We start from the raw sequence: 18,323 nt of genomic DNA, 5'->3' as shown, positions 1-18,323 counted from the left end.
ACGAGCCTTAATCCAACTCCTGCCCGTCATTTTCAATCTGGATATGACCGCAATATAGACATTGAAGGGTACAGTCCTGCGTCAAGGCAGGCAGCCCCTCGATCTTCACGTCGCTTTTTCCGTTCAGCCAAGGCATGGTCAGCGCCGGAACGCACGGCGCCTTCTTTACGCCATAAATGTCCACCATCTCACTGGCTTGAACGGCCGGATTTAGCGGACTGGAGCAATTCCCGAAAGACTCAATGTTTACTCCGGACACGTAATCTCCAATATTCATTTGAGCTTTGTTTTTAACATAGACTCCATGGCTAAAAGGCCTTTTTAAACGGGTAGGCTGCGTACCATAACTGCAGCTTAAGATCGCTCCTGCCACGACATAGCTTTTTTTCGCACTGCTTCCCGGTTGCACCTGAATTTCTTTCACTTCCCCTCTCCCCCTTTCATGCCTTCGTCTCAACCCTTTGCACGCGAATGCCTGTAAAAGACCGCCGCAGCAAGCTTTCCGCCACAGCCAGATGGATATAAATATAAGGTTCGATGAGTCCCCTAATCCGAAAAACAGGCGACTCCACCTCCCCCTGTCTTAACACCAGACGCTTCAAAGTATGATTGGGGTGCCACTCCGTTTGCTCTGACAAACAGTCCACCAACGGCGGACGAAGCAACCAGTATAAGTCCTGTCTGGCCTGCTTAAAATCAGTAAGGATGGCTGCTCTCCATTCCAATCCCGGCATATATTTCTCCAGTAATGATTTCATCCGATCCGACGCCAGCGGCAGAGGAAACTCCAAAAAATCCGGGTACACCGTTTGCGGATGGGTATGTACAGCTAGAAAAAGAGGATCCTCCTGCTGTTTCTGTCCCTGGTTTTCCGTCAGAATATCTTTTACTTGCAAAGGAGACATCGCGGCAGGCTCTACCCGATTCTTTACCCGCTCGTCTACGATCAGCCGAAAATATCTCAATGCAGCCACTCCCTTTTGTAAACCGTGTCCCTCGACTGTGCAGACATAGACAGATCACTGTAGGGATGAAAACCCTCAACCGTTGATCGGTCCAATCCAATAGCTTCTCTACACTGTGTATCCGTAAAAATGACTCCTGTTACGTTGGCCCCCGTAAAATCGGCTCCGAGCAAACAAGCACCTTCAAAAGATGCGCCCGATACATCTGCTCCGACAAAGCAGGCATTCGTTAGATCCGCCATGTTCAATGTCGCTCTTTGCAATAACGCGTTTTGGAACACGGCTCCGCGCAACTGTGCATCTTGAAAACGGGCCCCTTGCAAGCTCGCCCCTGTGAAATCCACACCGGCAAAACCCAATGGCTCCCAATCTAAGGAAACCTCTGATCCATATCCGGCGTTACCCATGACGGCCTCCAATACTGCCTCTTTCATCGAGCATCCGCTAAAATCCGCTCCATGAAGCAAGCTGGACGTCAAGTCGATACCATTCAATCGGCTTCCCTGCCACACCGTTCCTACCAAGACACAGCCGTGCAAGCGGCTATGCTCTATCTCTACCTGGCGGAAAGCCGTATAGCGAAAATCCAGCAGGCTGTAATCCCCACAAGACAGCTGAACTTGGGACAACGCCTGATAGCTGTACGCATGCTCTTCTTTTTCCTCCAGCCACGACCGAATCTCATCTGCTTCTATGGCTCTGCGATCTTCTCGATACACCGATACACTGTGGTCCATATACTCCCCCACACGAATCTCAAATGTCTCTTCCCGCTCAAGCTCTTGAAATTCCGGCAAGCATACGGCCTGTTTCATCGCCAAACGCATCATATTTACAACGAGTGCATGAATATGTTCCGCCGCCTCCAGCATGGTCTGCTCCCATTCAAGCTCCGATAGAGAAGCGTGCTGCTTCTCTGCCTCCCCTTGCAATTGCTGCCGTAAATCTGTCCAAAAGGAGTAGGACCAGCTTGTATCCCATTCAAATCGAATCGGCTTGGGATCAAGCATCCACAAAGCATCCGAAGCCTCCACAAAATAAGCAGGCCGCTCCTCCAGCCATGTGGTACGCAGCATAGAATATGTGATATAACCGACTTTTCCTTTTCTTCCTTGAATCTGCTCTTGCCGAATGTCCCGGCAATACCCACGAAATTCCTCGATACAGGCTTGAATCCGTTGCTCTTGCACCGCCTTGAATTTCAGCGCCCAGTCTTTGCGGATCAGATACCACGCCTGATGCAAGACAGCTTGCTGCTGTGGCTGCTGCGGCTTTAGAGTATCTTTAGGCTTCTCCATTTGCATTCCTCCACTAACCTGAAGCTCTTCATATGTATAATTATCATACTGCCGTCATTTTGCCGCCGTACTACAGCCTAATTCGACTTCACCTCGGCCCCCTTCATATCCGCCGATCCGCTCAACTGAATATGACTGCCTTTGCATTCCATACGCAGCTCGCTGCCTGCAGACAAACTCATCTTTTTCCCTGCCGATAAGCTCAAATTGCCGCCCGCCGAGATATTTACCTGCTTGCTGCTTACAATATGAATGCCTTCCTTGTCGTCCAGCTTGATAAAAATAGCGCCGTCTTTCCCCGTCACGACCAGTTCATCCGGTCCCAAACGGATTTCTTTTCCATGGGGCGTTCGCCAGATTTTCATCTGCGGATCGGAAAACTTGTTGTTATGCCCGCTTCCTCTGCCCGCACGTCGGACCGTGCTTCCGGCAACGCCATCCTCTTCACGGCTGCCCGGAAAATATAACGAAACCGGATCTCCTATTTCCGGCATCACATACCAGCCCGTATGTCCCCCACCGCTATACACCGTCGAATAGTTAAACCAATGCGCCTGATCGACCGCCTGCTTCTCGTCGCAATCCAGATGGATACGCACCTGATCTTGACGCACGTCCAGGACCACCCCGCCTAACGAAGCCCCCGCCAGTTTTTCCTGAAAATAGCGTTTTTGCCGTAAACCTTTGTACGAGGTAAGCACATATTGATGTCGCAGTAGCCCGCTCTTCATTTCCGTATACGCCTCAATGACAAACAAATTGTGACCCTGAAAGGCTAACTGCGCCCCCAAATCCAGCACTTCGTCCGTCTCTACCTCATAGACAATAAAATCATTTTCGTCCACCTGTACCCGCTCATTCTCCTGAAAATAACGGAAAGGCAGCATTTGCTTGCGTACTGAATAACGGGTATGATCCAGCACCACATGTGCCGGACTGTCCTCGATGCCGAAATAAAATTTGGGACTGTCAAAACGGGCCACAGGCATCAGGCTCGTATGATACCAGGAAGCCATGCGTCTTAAAAAAGCCCAGTCCGTCTCCTGATACTGGATGGCGATCCGCCCGATAGGCTCCCCGCCTGTCGTACCATCAATCACATCCAGCCCCTCATATTCCTCCCCAATTCTCTCCAACATCTGAGGAATCGTCATTTTGGTATCTTGAAAAGAACGGGTGCGCTGCTGGATATCCATACGGTAAGTATGAGAAATAGCCTCGACTACAAGATAGTACACATTCCGTACAACCTTTACTTCGACCGTTAACGCGATCCCGCTAAATAACGGCTTGCTTTCGCCCGATTCGTCCCGCTGACTCACCTCAATGACCGTGTTATTCTCCGTCTTTAGCACATAGCTGTCCCGCATCCCCTCCGGGATAATCCCTGTAAAATAGAGCCGAGTATGTTCGTTGATTTTTTTCATAAGGGTAAGCTGCTCCAATTCAACCAGCTCATAGGGATAAATTTGAATATTATCGTAGCCTAGACTCATTGCGAATCCGCTCCTTTCTTAAACGTAGACTGTAAGGGTGATGAAGCGGGGTGAAGCGATTGTACCGTATTTTCCGCTATGGGAAGCCATACCTTCATGTCGGATTCCATACAGTTAAACGTACCCATCATTACCTGTCCTTCATGGAGGAACAGCAAAATTTCGTTGTATAAATTCGTATCCATGCCTGCAGCTATAAATCGGATCTGTCCGATGGACAAACCGAAACGATTCACAGTCACTTGAGTTCCCATCCAGTTGCGGATCGGTTGTACAGACCGTAAAACGTCCCCCATTTGCTCCACAAACTCAGGAAGCTCCTCGGCCGTCAAAGTGGTCTCCGTTCGATTAAAGGTGATATTCACCGTCCCATCCTCCGAGGTATAAATGACCTCGGGGCGGTGCTCCGAAGGGTATTTAAATTTGGCTTGCTCCGGTGGCATGAAACTAAAAGTCTTCGGAACGCCAACTTTCATTTGTCCGTCCAGAATCGCTCTCCATTCCAATGTAATGAGCTCATCGCCCAACCGTACAATAGAATTCTTCTCAGATAAAGAGCTGCCGTGATCGGTTACGGCCGTTTGGGGTAGGATCGTATTTCCGTTATTAGATGCAGCATTAAGCTTATTTTTGAGATCAAGGATGTGCTCGTCCATATAGTTCATAGAGGTGGTCCCTTCTTTTTAGAAATATGAATTCGTCACACGAAGCAAAAGGATATATTTAACAATAGCCCATCTTATGTATGTATCGTCCAGAAGGGGTGATTTTTTTACAGAAAGAACCATCTCATACGTTATTTTCAATATAAGAAGAGTAAAAAAGATGGCTTTAGATTGATGATGCTTTTCGAATTCGTAAGTGTTCATCGTCCACCTGCCATCCATGAAACGCAAAAAAGCCCCGAAAGAGAAGGCTCTTCATCGGGACTGCTTAAGTTTAAATATTAAATTATCCTGCGGAATATATAACAACAATATGGTTTTATAGCCGAACAAGAGTATTTCCCGGTATCTCTTTCTAACCGAACTCCCGCTGCCGCATCGCCTCAAACAACATCACCGTCGATGCCATCGCCACGTTTAGCGATTCCGCCCGGCCCTTCATCGGTATAATGAGCGAATCGTCCACCAACCGTTGCGCTTCCGGCGATACGCCTTTCGCCTCATTGCCCACCAGCAGCCATGACGGCCCGGTAAAATCATATCCGTAGCAGGTCGACGTCGCCTGCAGGCTCGTGCTGACGATGCGCACGCCGCTTTCTTTCGCCTGCGGCAGCAGCTCGAGCAGATCCCCCTCCACGACAGGCAGATGAAAAATAGAACCCATTGTGGAGCGAATCGTTTTCGGGTTGTAAATATCGGCCGATCCTCGTCCTACGAGAACGCCGTCGGCCCCCGCGGCATCCGCCGTCCGGATGATCGTGCCGACATTGCCCGGATCCTGGACGCCGTCCAGAACGATGACCAGGCTGTTTTTCCGCGCAAGGAGCTCGCCGATCGCCGCCTTTTGCTTTCGAACGACGGCAAACACCGGCTGCGGCGTTTTCGTATCCGTGCATTTGGCGATGACGGCGGCCGAGACCCCGATCCACTGCGCTTCCCCGCCGATATCCGTCATGTTTGAAAGCTCGCCGGGAATCCCCTGCTCCACGTCAAAAGCGACGCATTCGACGTCCACCCCGGAGCGCAGCGCCTCCTGCACCAGATGAATGCCTTCGATAATGTATTTTTGCTGCTTGTCCCGGTGCTTTTTCTCGAGCAGCTGCGCCCACTCCTTCGCCCGGGGGTTTTGCGGTGACAATATATCCATGAAAACCGTCCTTCATATGAATAGCTTTTCCTTAAGGGTTCCCTGCAGGATCACTTAGGATACGCAAGCTCCATCTTCGTCAAGTTGCCCGTTTCGCCTACAATGACCAGCACGTCGCCTTCCGCGAGCCGATCCTCCGCATTGGGGGAAATATTCATCTTGGCGCCGCGTTTGATCGCCATGACGTTGCAGCCGAAGCGTGCGCGGACATCAAGCTCTTTCAGGTTTTTGCCGATCATTTCCTGCGAAACTCTCATTTCAAGAATGCTGTAATCTTCGGAAATTTCAATATAATCGAGAATATTCGGGGAGATTAAATGATGCGCAACCCGCACGCCCATGTCCCGCTCCGGATAAATGACCTTGTCCGCCCCGATTTTGTTCAACACTTTCCCGTGAAGCTCGTTTTGCGCTTTGACGATGATCGTCCCCACGCCGATGTCTTTCAGAATGAGCGTGGTCAAAATGCTGGACTGGATGTCCTCGCCGATCGCCACGACCACCACGTCGAAATTCCGGATCCCGAGCGCCCTCAGCGCCTCCTCATCCGTACAATCCGCCGAAACGGCATGCGTTACAATATTGGAAACCGCCTGGGTGCGCTGCTCGTTAGAGTCAATGGCCAGAACGTCAAAACCCATCTCGCTGAGTGCATTGGCTACGCTAAAACCGAATCGCCCCATACCTATGACGGCGTACTGCTTTTTCGCCATTTGTTAACCCCCCGGGTTGTAGAAGTCTATCCTGATTATTATATCACAGTGCGCAAAAAACTTGAATTTTGCCTGGCTGCGCGGGGAACATTATGAAGGTAATCGATTTTTTGCAATGGAGGGAATACCATGTCAATCACACTTGACCTGCGTCAGGCGGTCATTCACAAAGTTCATGACAGCAGCGAAGCGGATCTCCGCTCCATGATTGAAGGTTCGGTAGACGGCCCCGAACAGGCGCTGCCCGGGCTTGGCGTTATTTTCGAAATGATTTGGAAGAACATAGATACGACGAAGCAAAACGATCTGGTCCATGTCGCCAATGAGCATTTAAAGCACATTACTCCCGGCCCGTTGTCCTGATGACGAAAAAAGCGACCAAAAAACCTCCGCAATGTTTTGCGGAGGTTTTCCTTTGCATGGCGAACTTACGGAGCGGTGTCCAAAAACTTCGCGGTCGGATTTTTTTCCATCGCCGTGCGCATCGCATATTCGTTTTCGAACAAAACGACGTAATTCCCTTTTTTGTCTTTCACGAGCGTGGAGTTGATCCTGAACTTGCTCGGGTCGATTTCGTCATCGATGATCCAGCGGGCAAATTGGTACGGCATCCGCTGCAGCTGCACGTCTACGCCGTATTCGCCTTTCATCCGGTATTCGAATACTTCGAACTGAAGCTGGCCGACCACGCCGAGAATCGTATCCTCGAAGCTGACCGTTTGGAACACCTGAATGGTTCCCTCTTCCGTCAGCTGGTCGATCCCTTTCTGGTATTGCTTATGCTTCAGCGCGTTTTTCACCGTCACTTTGGCGAAAATCTCCGGCGAAAACGTCGGCAGCTCGTCAAACACAACCTCGCCGCCTTGGCTGAGCGAATCGCCGATCCGGAAAATGCCCGGGTCAAACAAACCGATAATATCGCCCGGATACGCTTCCTCGACGATATCGCGGTCTTGGGCCAAAAACTGCTGCGGCTGCGACAGCTTGATCTCTTTGCCTGCTCTGACATGCTTGACGCTCATCCCGCGCTGGAACTTGCCCGACACGATCCGCATGAAAGCGATCCGGTCGCGGTGGGCAGGGTTCATATTCGCCTGGATTTTGAACACGTAACCCGAAAATTTTTCGTTCGACGGCTCGATGAGTCCGGCCGTGCTGCTCCGCGGCTGGGGTTTCGGCGCCAGCTGAAGGAAGTTTTCAAGGAACGTCTGCACGCCGAAGTTGTTGATCGCGCTGCCGAAGAACACCGGCGTCAGTTCGCCTTTCAACACTTTCTCCATATCAAAGGGATCGCCGGCTACGTCAAGAAGCTCCAGGTCTTGGCAGAGCTGCTCATGAAAATATTCCCCGGCCATTTCCCGGATCACCGGATCATGATAGTCTTCCACCTTTTGCACTTCAATGGTGGAGTGATCATTGCCTTGGAAAAGCTCGACCTGATTTTTCATGCGGTCGTATACGCCGCACAAATCGCGTCCGGAACCGATCGGCCAGTTCATAGGGACGGAACGGATGCCGAGCACTTGCTCCAGCTCCTCCATCAGCTCGAACGGGTTGCGGCCTTCGCGGTCCAATTTGTTGATAAACGTAAAAATGGGAATGCCGCGCTTCGCGCACACCTGGAACAGCTTAATCGTCTGCGCTTCGACGCCTTTGGCTACGTCAATCAGCATGACCGCGCTGTCCGCCGCCGTTAACGTCCGGTAGGTGTCCTCACTGAAATCCTGGTGACCCGGCGTATCCAAAATGTTGATCCGGTGTCCCATATAATCAAACTGCATCACGGAAGAGGTTACCGAAATCCCCCGTTGTTTTTCGATTTCCATCCAGTCACTGGTGGCATGCTTGCTGGCCTTGCGGGCTTTGACCGTACCGGCTAACCGGATGGCGCCCCCGAACAGCAGCAGCTTTTCCGTCAATGTCGTTTTACCCGCGTCCGGGTGGGAAATGATCGCGAAGGTTCTTCGCTTATCGACTTCCTGCTGCAAGGCTTGGTCTATCGCTTTGCTCATTTCACTATTCCCTTCATCTCAATAGATCGAACCGAAAGCTGATTTCACGTTTCCCGGTTCACTCTATACTACTTTTGTCATTTTATTATTGTACCACATTCCATACGCAAATCACCCCCATGCAATAGCTGCATGAGGATGATTATTTTTCATATTCAGAAATTATTTATTAACTTCCCAAACGACGTCGTCTTCTTCCTGTCCGTTGACCGGCCACCAGTGGAAGCCATCCTCCGCCAGCAGCTGATCGGCTTCTTTCGGCCCCCAGGAACCGGCAGGATATTGGAGAGGCCCTTCCGGATCCTGTTTCCATGCTTCGGCGATGCGGTCTACGAAAGACCATGCCGTAGCCACCTCGTCCCAACGGGTAAAATAAGTCGAATCCCCCCGAGCCGCATCATGCAGCAGGCGTTCATAAGCTTCAGGCGAGTTGATGCCCACCATGCAGCTTTGGCAAAAATCCATCGCAAGCGGTTCGATTTCGGATTCGGACCCCGGCCTTTTCGCGTTGATTTTCACGTAAATGCCTTCCATCGGATTGACCCGAATGACAAGCAGGTTTGGCTCGAGTTTATACTTTTTCCCGAGATAAACGTTGTTCGGCATGCCTTTGAATTCGACCACCACTTCGGTCGTTTTGACGGGAAGCCGCTTGCCTGTCCGAATGTAGAACGGAACTCCCGCCCAACGGAAATTGTCCACGAATACGCGGGCCATATAATACGTTTCGGTATTGGACTCTGGATCGACTTTCTCTTCGTCGCGGTATGCCGGCAAATCTTTGCCGCGCGAGCTGCCCTGCACATATTGTCCGCGGACGACGTTTTTCTTCACTTCCTCCGCATTGGCGTAAGGACGAAGCGAGCGAAGCACCTTCACCTTCTCGTCGCGGATATCTTCCGGAAGCAGCCGGCTCGGCGGCTCCATGGCGATCATCGTGAGCATTTGCAGCATATGGTTTTGTCCCATGTCCCGCAGCGCTCCCGCATGATCGTAATACCCGCCGCGCTCTTCCACCCCGACGGTTTCACTGAGCGTAATTTGCACGTTTGCGATATGCTTGTTGTTCCAGAGCGGTTCAAAAAACGCATTCGCAAAACGGATGACCTCGATATTTTGAACCATTTCCTTCCCGAGGTAATGGTCGATGCGATAAATTTCCTCTTCCTTAAATACCTGACGGATCTGCTCATTCAGCTCTTCGGCCGATTTCAAATCGTATCCGAAAGGTTTTTCGATCACCAGGCGTTTCCATCCCGCACTGTTCAGCATGCCGCCTTTTTGCAGGTTGGATGAAACGCTCCCGAACAGCTCCGGTGCCAGCGCCAGATAAAACAGGCGGTTCCCCGGAATATGGTAACGTTCCTCCAAAGCGACCGTCTGGTCGTTCAGCTCGCGGAAGCCGTCCACATTGTTGATGTCCAGGGATTTGTACTCAAAATGCTCCGCAAAGGCGCGGAACCGGTCGTCATTCTTCGTTTTGTACCGGCAAAATTCCTGGATGGAGTGAAACACGTCCTCGCGGAATTCCTCTTGGGTGCGCGGCCGGCGCGCCACGCCGATGACGGCAAAATCTTCGGCCAATTTACCTTCCCGGTACAAGCTATAAATGGCCGGAAACAGTTTTCGTTTAGCCAAATCTCCGGTTGCCCCAAAAATAAAAAATACGGCGCCCGGTGTCTGTAGCAATTCCAAATCATGATTTTCAGTCATGGCCCTCATTCTTCCTTATGTAGTGTATTTTTATACAAAAAAAGGAACGTATACCGACGTACTATCAGGCAGAAAAATATGATGTGACGTCATTTTAGCATATTCATCCAATTGTTGCTATCCGTTTTTAATGCAAAATATCTCTGTGTATTATGGCCGCTTTTGAAAAAAACATTCGGCTCTAATATTCGATCGTGATGACCGGCAGACCGATCGTCACGCGATTTTTTCCGCTCTCATCGTCTTCGTGCACGGCAACCTGCATGTTCAGCCACGTATCCCCGCTTCTTACTCGCGACATCAGCGACGGCACTTGGTACGCATTGCTGGCCGTCGTGGCATCGTTATAGGTTTCTTTGGGGACGGCATCCAGGCGGTCCGTAAGCTCCCCTTCAATGCGTTCCATCGTTTCTGCCGCTTTCAGACGATCGTCGACGTTGCCTTGCAGAGCCGCATTCCATTTTGCGTCGATGCCCGCCTCCCGCATTTTGTTCCCGAACTCGGCCTGCAAATCCGAAAGGAGGCTCCACTGCCCGGGGGTGGATGCTTCAAGCTGAATGATGACGTAGCTTTGGCCGCCCGGCATTTCCTGCCAGTTAAAACGGACAGGCACCGTATCTTTTTGGCCGATGACCCGGTAGGTTGTATGCCCGTTTTCTTTCACTTCGGTTACCGACGGCAGCTGCAGCGAACGGCTCAGCTTCTGTGCGGCAGCTTCCGTCTGCTCTGCGTTTCCTTCCCACGTTCCCTGCCATTTGATCACGACACGTTCAGGCTCTCCGACCATCCGATGTCCGAGATCAAGCAGCGTACGCAGTTCGTTCTGTTCGTAGCCGGCCTGCATTTTTGCCAAACCGCTTCCTGCATAAAATCCCGTGAACCCCAATGCCGCCACGCCGATCAAGCCAAACGCCGCCCATTTAACCGCCTTTTTCATCCCCATCCATCTCCCCGACCTAAACTATCAATCTAGTAGTCAGGATATCCCGGTTGATAGGCGTTTATACCTTCCGCCGAAAGTTGTGATAAATGGGTGAATAACCATGGCGCGGCAGCCTAAACCCGAATACATTGGTAACAAAAATAGAAGAGGGAGGATTGACCATTTAAATGTTCCCAATATACCCCCTTTCAGAAGAAAACATTCTTAGGCATCGAGGCAGAATGGTGCTTGCTTGCACGTATGACGGCCGTACCTACATCGGAAAATTGACCCACTGCCGCAACGGCGAAATCATATTGAATGGCGATGATCATACGGCGCTGCACGCTGCGAACCTGAAACCGGCCGCGAAACGCCCGGTAACCTCCAAAAAGCACAAAGCCGCCCCCAAAGCCCAAGTTCGTGCGTTTTATCCGTACGGCTTCGGCCTCGGCTTCGGAGCCGGCGCTGCCGTTGCCCTTGGCTTGGGTACGCTTGCGTTTCTTGCCTTGATTTAAAAACAAAAATGCACCCTTCGCTGCGACGCCGGGTCATTTACAGGTTCCCGCACGTTGTAAGCAAGGGTGCATTGATTATTCCGCCAGTCCATTTTTATAGGCGTAAATGGCAGCTTGGGTACGGTCATCGACCCCCAGCTTCGCCAAAATGTTCGTGACGTGAAACTTGACCGTCTTGATGCCAATGATCAGTTCATCGGCGATCTCCTGATTGGACTTGCCTTGAGCAAGCAGCCGCAGCACGTCCATTTCCCGCTCCGTCAATTCCTTATGCGCGGGGGCTTCGGTTTCCGTATGCCGAAAACGGTTCATCATCTTCGATGCCACCTGCGATTCCAGCACCGACTGGCCGCGGGCCGCAGCCCGGATCGCTTCGGCGATTTCGCTGGCCCGGGATGTTTTCAGCAGATAGCTGAAGGCGCCCGCCTCGATGACCGGATACATTTTCTCGTCATCCAGGTAACTCGTCAGCACGATGACTTTGCAGTCGGGATACAGCTTCAAAAGCTGCCTTGTCGCTTCGATGCCGTCCATCCCTTCCATCACCAAGTCCATAAGCACCACATCCGGCTTATATTCGCGCGCCAGGCGGATGCCTTCCTCGCCGCTGCCGGCCTCGCCGACAACCTCAATGCCGTCCTCCGTGCCGAGCACGGCCGCCAGGCCGATGCGCACCATCTCGTGATCATCCACGAGCAGCACTTTGATCGCCGGTTTTTCCATGTCCTCCATGATCCTCTTCCCCTCCTTTTTCCTCGTTTACGATCGGTATCGTAATCTCGATGCGCGTGCCTTTGCCCGGGGCCGTAATAAACTGGATCGAGCCGCCGATTTCATTCACCCGCTCCTGCATATTGGAAAGGCCGTATGAGGCCTGCTTTTTCTCATCCATTTCAAAGCCTTGCCCATCGTCACGAAGCATAACCCATACTGCGTCTTGCTTTTGCTGAATGCGGATTTCCATTTTTTCCGCCTTGGCATGCCGCAGCGTATTCGACATCGCTTCCTGAATGATCCGGAACAGATGGTTTTCGATCCCTTTCATCAGCTGAATGCCTTCATCCATTTCAAAGACGATATCCATCGGAACTTTAACCTTAAGCTCCTTGACCAGTTCCTTCAAGCCCTGTTGAAGCGGCTTTCCTTCCAGGTATACCGGGCGGAGATGAAGCAGCAGCGCCCGCATTTCCGACTGGGCCACGGCAGCCATCTCTTCGATCAGGGCCACCTGCCGCTGCGCTTTGTCAAAATCCTTCGCGAGCGTTCTTCCCACCGCCGTAGCCGTCATTGAGATCGCAAACAGCTGCTGCGAGACCGCATCATGCAGCTCCCGGGCGAGGCGCTGCCGCTCCTCGACGATCGCGGAGACCCTGGCCTGCTCGGCAAGCTGGGCGTTGTTGGTGGACAAACGCTGAAGCGACGTGACCTGTTCCTCCCATTTTTTGCTGATCCGTCCGAGCTGCTCGCCGAGACGCCCTACTTCGTCCACGCCAAGCTCCGGTACGTCCCGCGACAAATTCCCTTTTTCCCAGGAAAGCAGCGTGTCGCGAAGCAGCTCGAGCCTTCTTTTCGTCCGGTAGCTTTGATAAAAGCCGTAAATCGCGCCGACCCCGAGAGGCACCAGTACCAGGGTTGCGATCGCCTGCACCGGCTTAGCCCAATGATCGAACGGCGCCAAATAACCGTATGTATACAACACGTAAAATATGATAAGCAGCAAAATAAAAGAAAGAAGGGCTCCCTCGCCCATGCTTCGGGAGACCATATTGGCAGGCTTTTTTTCTTTCACTCAGGGAACCCCCTTTTCTTATGATCAGGATTTTGCAAATCCTTATGATATATCGATATCCAAATCGCCAACGAGATAAGAGAAGATAAATTTCACTTTCTGCTCGCTGGTCTCATAATTCGGCGACTTCCAGTTCAAGCGGTTCATCATGCCGTTATCCCGGTGCCCCCGGAAATCGATGGAGCCGAACAGGACGAAGGCTTCGATTTCCACCCCGTAATATTCCGGTATCTCCAGGTCCATATCCCCCATGATCCCTTGGAACATCATCACGGTTTCCCGGTCCTCCGGCATGGCCAGAGACAGGTCCAGATCGGCTTCCCCGAGCACATGCCACACGCTCATGCTGCGCATCACCCATGGCTGCTGATCCCAGTCGAAATTCGAGGAGAAGTTTTGCTTTTGAATAAAACCTTCCTTCGGCTGCACCTTCTTGGCTTTGATAAAAAAGAAGCCGAGCGACAACAGCGCAATGCCGAGTACGATCATCAGATGGTCGAGCACGAGCAAAATGGCTCCGACAGCCAGCAGCCTGTATCCCCGTTTTACCTTGCCGCCGCGAATGGCGTAAACTCCCATCAATAAAAACAAAAGTGCGACAATGGTAAAAAAGCCGACCCACCTGCCGACCAGCATGAGAAGGCCGACCCCGATGAGTATAAGGGCAATCAAGCGATTTCTTTTTTCCATGCCGCACCTCCTTACGATGTCTTGAAACCGTTCATGGTAAAGGTCGGAAAAGCCATATGGAGCGGGGATTCCGCACCAGTATGGCTTTCCTTCTCATTCTTTATAGCATATCATATTGTCCCAGATTGTGAATACTTATTCTTTTGTCGTTTTTGCCGCACCGGTGCTGCCCGAAGCATTCATTTTGCTTTTCAGCGCTTTGAGCTGTTCTTCCACCTTCAGCTGCTTTTCGGCATCCACAGGGCTCGTGAATGTGCTGGCGGAAGGATGGTAAGGTGCTCGAAGGACATCGGCTTCAGCTTCCATTTGCATGATTTTTTCTTCCATGCGGTGGAATCCAAGGGACGCGCTGCCGCTTTCGATCGTATGCAGGCTGTTGATTTGCGACATTTGCTTTTTGGCTTTCGCCATTTGGGCGCGGGTCACCAGCTCGTTGCGCTTGTTGCGCATTTTGTAGAATTCGTCCTTCATGTTATGCAGCTGCTGCACCAGTTCTTTGGCTTGAGTTTCAGACTGCGCATGCAGGTCGCGGTATTCGGTGATTTTTTGATCGAAGTAGATTTTTTCTTCCAGCAGTTTGCGGGCGACTTCTTCCTGGCCGTTTTTCAGAGCCAGTTCGGCTTGAGCCTCGCGCTGCACGGACATTTTTTCGGCTTCTTCGACGCGCTGCTTCATGCGGCGCTCGTTCGCCATTTGCTTGGCAACCGTCAGTTCGGCTTCATGAATTTCCGCCTCCATGTCGCGGAGGTACTGATTCAGCATTACAATCGGATCCTCTACTTTATCCAGCAATTCGTTTACAGACGCTTTCGTCATATCTTTCAATCTTTTAAATACTCCCATGTTTTACACTTCTCCCTTCTCGTATTTGGACAGTTTTGACTTCAGTTCTTCAAGCTCTTTTTTCATGGCTTTTTTTTCGATGTCTTCCATCATGGCATCCAGGTTGGATGTTTGGGAGGAGAATCCTCCGCTTGGTCTGCTGCCATAAGACGGATCGTTGTATCTGCTTCTTGGATCAACGGAAGGACCGTTGTTGTAGTGGCCGTTTCCTCCATAATAACTTCCGTTTCCAGGCTGGCCGCCGTAGTATCCGTTTGGCCCACTACCGGGGCCGTAAGGATTATAAGGCGGTACCGGCTCCTTCGGAACGACGAGGGAAGCGATGAAATAGATGAACAATGTGGTTCCGCCGGTGAAGAAAATCGTGACGATGAACAAAATCCGCAGCAGCGTCGAGTCCATCCCGATCAGGTCCGACAGTCCGCCGCAAAGTCCGGTGACCATCTTATCCCGCGTCGAACGGTAGAGTTTGCTCATGATGTTACTCCTTTCCGCTGTTGTTCAGCTTTTGTTTCAAACGGGCCATTTCCTTCTCCAAAATACTGGATACCGTTTCTCCGGCTTGCTCTAAGTATTGTTGGCCCATACGGCGCAGATCCCGGAGGCTTTGGGCTTCGAACTCCCAATCGGATATGCGGTCTTCGAGGCGGTTGAACATTTTAGGGACGTCCTGGCCGCCGCCGTAGCCCTCCATCCGCTGATTCATGCGTTGCTGGAGCCGAAGCGTCTCCATGCGCGCCACATAATACTGGCGTTTGTTATATACGGTCTGGTATTCCATTTTCAATTCGTTCAGTTGGCTCTCCAGATCCATCAAGGAACTTTTGGTCGTGTTCAGCAGTTCGCTGTATTGCTCCAGCTTTTCCTCATAAATGATCTTTTCCTGAAGCGCCAGCTTGGCGAGATGATCCTCCCCGGCCTTCAAGGCCAGAAGCGCTTGCTCTTCGCGTTTGTTTTTCATCGTTTCGGCTTGATCGACTTGCTGCTTCAGCTGTCTCATATGTGCGGTGGACTGCTGTACAAGCTTTTCGGCTTCGACGATGTCATCCCGCGTGGTGGCCAGAAACTGGTCGATCAACCGCACCGGATCCTGACTTTGCTCCAAACGTTCATTGATATTCGCTGCGGTAATATCCCGCACCCGACGAAAAACACTCATCTTGTGTAGCCCCTCCTTATTCGTTTTTTTCCGGACCTCGGATGAGGTCCCCTTCTTCGCGGATATTTATTCGATATTTCCAAAATCTCATGTTAGTAGTAGCTCTTTTTCCCTTTCAGAAGGGAGATTCCGAAAATCACCAGCGCGATGCCGAGCAGCGGTCCGATGATCCAGGACAATTTCGCCAGCAGGGACAAAACACCGATCGCGAGGACGACCGTACCGATCAGTACTCTGCCTCTACGGATTCCGTAAAAGCCAAGGACGATCATCAGAATCGGAAAAATCAGGCCAGCCAGTGTGCCAAGCAGCGGGGCGAACAATCCGAAGAGCATCAGTGCCCCGACGACGATCAATACGATTGCTGTTCCGTTATTGCGGTTTTTCATGCGTTTCTCACTTCCTTTCAGTGCATCAACCTTATGTCTTTATTTTAGGTGGTGCGGCCCTTTTCCAAAACAGACCGCAGACGGTTTTTCATCCTAGACCTTGGTCGGGGAACCTTTCGGACCTAAGGCTGTCCGGCGTTTGATCCCTATGTGGGGTTGTTTAGAGATATTGACCGTGAAGGCTTGCGAATACCTGGAAAAGCAAAAAGAGCATCGTATAAATCCGACACTCTATTAGAAAGCACTGCAGGACATTTACATGTCCTCTCTCGCCGAAACCTGGTCATTTGCCGCAGCGCTCTTGCCGTCATGCCTTACCAGAGAGATGAACAGCAGCGCAAGCAGCATGCCGGCCGAGGCATAAATGAACAAGGAGCGGTATCCGAACTGGTCGATGATCAAACCAAGCAGCGGCGGCGAAGCGATGGCGGCGAGAGACGACACAAGGTAATACAATCCCGTCCGCGTACCGATGCTGGCTTCCCTGCCGATCGAAACGACGAAAGGATACGAATTGATGTTGATGAGCGCCCAGCATACTCCGCCAAGCGCAAGCAATATCCGCAGCGGCAGGACGGTGTCGGCGAACGGTACCGCCGCAAAGACGATAAAAAGTCCGACCACGCCCGAAATAATCGTTTTTCTTTTGCCGTACCGGTTGCCGAGCCAGCCGCTCGGAATCGCGAACAGCACGAAAAATAACGAAAAGAACGTAAGCGAAAACGCCGAATCTTTTTCCGTTAATCCCATGTAATGTTTACCGTATAAAGTGAATAGCGCTTCAACGCCTTGATAAGACACAAACCAGAAAAAGATCGCCGCAAGCAGCAATACGGTCGTACGATCCAGCTCGCCTTTCAGCTTGATTTTGGGGCGTTTCTCGGCGGGCATGAATGTTATGACATCCCTTTTCTCTTTGATCGTAACCGTCAAAATCCATAAGGAAATGAGCGTAATCGCCGCCGCCGCGACAAAGGGAAAGGCCGGGTTGGCACCGTACAATACCGATCCTGCTCCGAAGGCCAAAATGCCGCCAAAACCGCCCATAAAATTAATGATGCCGTTCGCTTTGGTTCGCCGATGATCCGGCGTAATATCAGGCATCAACGCGACTGTTGGGGACCGGTAAATACTCATCGAGAGGTTCATCAGCATCATAAATATAAGAAGGGTGATGAAGTTCGTATGTAAGGGTATCAAAAGCACAAACAGCGCCGCCGCAGGCATCCCGAGCATCAAAAACGGCATACGTCTGCCGAAGCGGGTATTCGTCTTGTCGCTCAAATGTCCGATCCATGGCTGCAAAAACAGGGCAAAGTAATTGTCGAGGGTCATCATGAAGCCGATTAAAGCGGTACTTTTAAGATACGGATCCAAGAAATAAGGAACAAACGCATTATACAGCGACCAGGTGATGCTAATGCTGAAAAAACCGAATCCGAGCAGCCATGTTTTTTTCATGAAGGGCATGACCTCCGCTTTCTTTAAAGTCAGAACTTTAGGAAAAGCTTTAAAATTTGAGCTGCCTTGTTTTTCCTATGTTAGCCGCAGTTTATTACTCAATCTCAGCCACACATGCGAACCGGACGATCAGCCCCCATTCTCGTATCATGTTTGGTTTTATTATACATGACGTTCATTCCTGAATTGTTTAATTTTTATCAGAGAAACGTAAGATGGTGACCTGCCTTGCTTAAAAAAAATAAAAACAGGCTTTCGCCTATTCAATATCTACCGAATCGATCCGATCGAGTGATTTCAGCATTTCAACTTCGCAAGCGATTAGATCAAAACGGACGCAAAAAAGCTCTTAAGCTACAATAATTGTAACTTAAGAGCTGATCGTTCAAAGGTATGCTGGTGAAGGGACTTGAACCCCCACTCCGTTGCCGGAAGCGGATTTTGAGTCCGCCGCGTCTGCCATTCCGCCACACCAGCATATGAAGATGAAACGCGCCCTAAGAGATTCGAACTCCTGACCTTTTGATTCGTAGTCAAACGCTC

General features: G+C 51.1%; 20 protein-coding genes and 1 tRNA gene. 2 read left to right on the top strand and 19 right to left on the bottom strand.

The genetic code is table 11. The features are described from left to right. Nucleotides 1-7: 7 nt before the first annotated feature. The 7 genes from GQY55_RS22655 to GQY55_RS22625 form a co-directional block, all read right to left on the bottom strand. Nucleotides 8-424 (bottom strand): DUF4280 domain-containing protein, encoded by a 417-nt coding sequence (locus GQY55_RS22655; protein ID WP_160044193.1) that lies wholly within the window; start codon nucleotides 422-424, stop codon nucleotides 8-10. Between the two features lie 16 nt (nucleotides 425-440). Further along, on the bottom strand, nucleotides 441-965 hold the full coding sequence (locus GQY55_RS22650; protein ID WP_236575799.1) for a hypothetical protein: 525 nt from the start codon (nucleotides 963-965) through the stop codon (nucleotides 441-443). Next, nucleotides 962-2,263, bottom strand: coding sequence for a pentapeptide repeat-containing protein (locus GQY55_RS22645; RefSeq protein ID WP_160044192.1), 1,302 nt, complete (start codon nucleotides 2,261-2,263; stop codon nucleotides 962-964). Before GQY55_RS22645 ends, GQY55_RS22650 begins: the two co-directional genes overlap by 4 nt. A gap of 77 nt (nucleotides 2,264-2,340) precedes the next feature. Further along, the gene (locus tag GQY55_RS22640; RefSeq protein ID WP_160044191.1) at nucleotides 2,341-3,759 is read right to left on the bottom strand and encodes a contractile injection system protein, VgrG/Pvc8 family; all 1,419 of its coding nucleotides are present in this window, start codon (nucleotides 3,757-3,759) and stop codon (nucleotides 2,341-2,343) included. Continuing rightward, nucleotides 3,756-4,424 carry a hypothetical protein gene (locus GQY55_RS22635; protein WP_160044190.1) on the bottom strand — a complete coding sequence of 223 codons (669 nt, stop codon included), beginning with the start codon at nucleotides 4,422-4,424 and terminating at the stop codon, nucleotides 3,756-3,758. Before GQY55_RS22635 ends, GQY55_RS22640 begins: the two co-directional genes overlap by 4 nt. A gap of 355 nt (nucleotides 4,425-4,779) precedes the next feature. Beyond that, entirely contained in the window at nucleotides 4,780-5,571 is a 792-nt protein-coding gene (locus tag GQY55_RS22630) for a TrmH family RNA methyltransferase (RefSeq protein ID WP_160044189.1), read from the bottom strand. 50 nt (nucleotides 5,572-5,621) lie between these two features. After that, nucleotides 5,622-6,284 (bottom strand): potassium channel family protein, encoded by a 663-nt coding sequence (locus tag GQY55_RS22625; RefSeq protein WP_160044188.1) that lies wholly within the window; start codon nucleotides 6,282-6,284, stop codon nucleotides 5,622-5,624. 129 nt (nucleotides 6,285-6,413) lie between these two features. Here GQY55_RS22625 and GQY55_RS22620 point away from each other — a divergent pair, with 129 nt between their 5' ends. Beyond that, the gene (locus GQY55_RS22620) at nucleotides 6,414-6,647 is read left to right on the top strand and encodes a small acid-soluble spore protein SspI (RefSeq protein WP_160044187.1); all 234 of its coding nucleotides are present in this window, start codon (nucleotides 6,414-6,416) and stop codon (nucleotides 6,645-6,647) included. 65 nt (nucleotides 6,648-6,712) lie between these two features. Here GQY55_RS22620 and GQY55_RS22615 read toward each other — a convergent pair whose 3' ends face one another. The 3 genes from GQY55_RS22615 to GQY55_RS22605 form a co-directional block, all read right to left on the bottom strand. Then, nucleotides 6,713-8,296: a peptide chain release factor 3 gene (locus GQY55_RS22615; RefSeq protein ID WP_160044186.1), complete on the bottom strand. Its 1,584-nt coding sequence runs from the start codon at nucleotides 8,294-8,296 to the stop codon at nucleotides 6,713-6,715. 162 nt (nucleotides 8,297-8,458) lie between these two features. Then, nucleotides 8,459-10,009 (bottom strand): glucose-6-phosphate dehydrogenase, encoded by a 1,551-nt coding sequence (zwf, locus tag GQY55_RS22610; RefSeq protein ID WP_160044185.1) that lies wholly within the window; start codon nucleotides 10,007-10,009, stop codon nucleotides 8,459-8,461. A gap of 181 nt (nucleotides 10,010-10,190) precedes the next feature. Beyond that, nucleotides 10,191-10,946: a YwmB family TATA-box binding protein gene (locus GQY55_RS22605; protein WP_160044184.1), complete on the bottom strand. Its 756-nt coding sequence runs from the start codon at nucleotides 10,944-10,946 to the stop codon at nucleotides 10,191-10,193. A 173-nt stretch (nucleotides 10,947-11,119) separates the two neighbouring features. Between GQY55_RS22605 and GQY55_RS22600 the strand changes: the two genes are divergently transcribed. Continuing rightward, nucleotides 11,120-11,449, top strand: coding sequence for a hypothetical protein (locus GQY55_RS22600; protein ID WP_160044183.1), 330 nt, complete (start codon nucleotides 11,120-11,122; stop codon nucleotides 11,447-11,449). A 75-nt stretch (nucleotides 11,450-11,524) separates the two neighbouring features. On the opposite strand, the gene GQY55_RS22595 is transcribed toward GQY55_RS22600, so the two are convergent. The 9 genes from GQY55_RS22595 to GQY55_RS22555 form a co-directional block, all read right to left on the bottom strand. After that, a complete protein-coding gene (locus GQY55_RS22595) occupies nucleotides 11,525-12,172 on the bottom strand; it encodes a response regulator transcription factor (protein ID WP_160044319.1) in 648 nt (215 codons plus the stop codon). Further along, a complete protein-coding gene (locus GQY55_RS22590; protein WP_160044182.1) occupies nucleotides 12,135-13,238 on the bottom strand; it encodes a sensor histidine kinase in 1,104 nt (367 codons plus the stop codon). Before GQY55_RS22590 ends, GQY55_RS22595 begins: the two co-directional genes overlap by 38 nt. A 42-nt stretch (nucleotides 13,239-13,280) precedes the next feature. After that, complete coding sequence (liaF, locus tag GQY55_RS22585) at nucleotides 13,281-13,928, bottom strand: cell wall-active antibiotics response protein LiaF (protein ID WP_160044181.1); 648 nt, start codon at nucleotides 13,926-13,928, stop codon at nucleotides 13,281-13,283. A 135-nt stretch (nucleotides 13,929-14,063) separates the two neighbouring features. After that, nucleotides 14,064-14,771, bottom strand: a complete 708-nt coding sequence (locus GQY55_RS22580; protein ID WP_160044180.1) for a PspA/IM30 family protein — start codon at nucleotides 14,769-14,771, stop codon at nucleotides 14,064-14,066. Between the two features lie 3 nt (nucleotides 14,772-14,774). After that, nucleotides 14,775-15,248 (bottom strand): PspC domain-containing protein, encoded by a 474-nt coding sequence (locus GQY55_RS22575; protein WP_160044179.1) that lies wholly within the window; start codon nucleotides 15,246-15,248, stop codon nucleotides 14,775-14,777. Nucleotides 15,249-15,252: 4 nt separating this feature from the next. Further along, nucleotides 15,253-15,930, bottom strand: coding sequence for a PspA/IM30 family protein (locus GQY55_RS22570; protein ID WP_160044178.1), 678 nt, complete (start codon nucleotides 15,928-15,930; stop codon nucleotides 15,253-15,255). Between the two features lie 92 nt (nucleotides 15,931-16,022). Continuing rightward, a complete protein-coding gene (locus tag GQY55_RS22565; protein WP_160044177.1) occupies nucleotides 16,023-16,319 on the bottom strand; it encodes a hypothetical protein in 297 nt (98 codons plus the stop codon). A 255-nt stretch (nucleotides 16,320-16,574) separates the two neighbouring features. Next, nucleotides 16,575-17,780 (bottom strand): SLC45 family MFS transporter, encoded by a 1,206-nt coding sequence (locus GQY55_RS22560; RefSeq protein ID WP_160044176.1) that lies wholly within the window; start codon nucleotides 17,778-17,780, stop codon nucleotides 16,575-16,577. 394 nt (nucleotides 17,781-18,174) lie between these two features. Continuing rightward, nucleotides 18,175-18,257, bottom strand: a tRNA-Leu gene (locus GQY55_RS22555). Nucleotides 18,258-18,323 lie beyond the last annotated feature (66 nt).

Source organism: Paenibacillus sp. USDA918EY (assembly GCF_009870825.1).
In the GTDB taxonomy this organism is placed as follows: Bacteria; Bacillota; Bacilli; order Paenibacillales; family Paenibacillaceae; genus Paenibacillus_AQ; species Paenibacillus_AQ albilobatus.
This window is presented reverse-complemented; position numbering and strand designations above follow the sequence as displayed.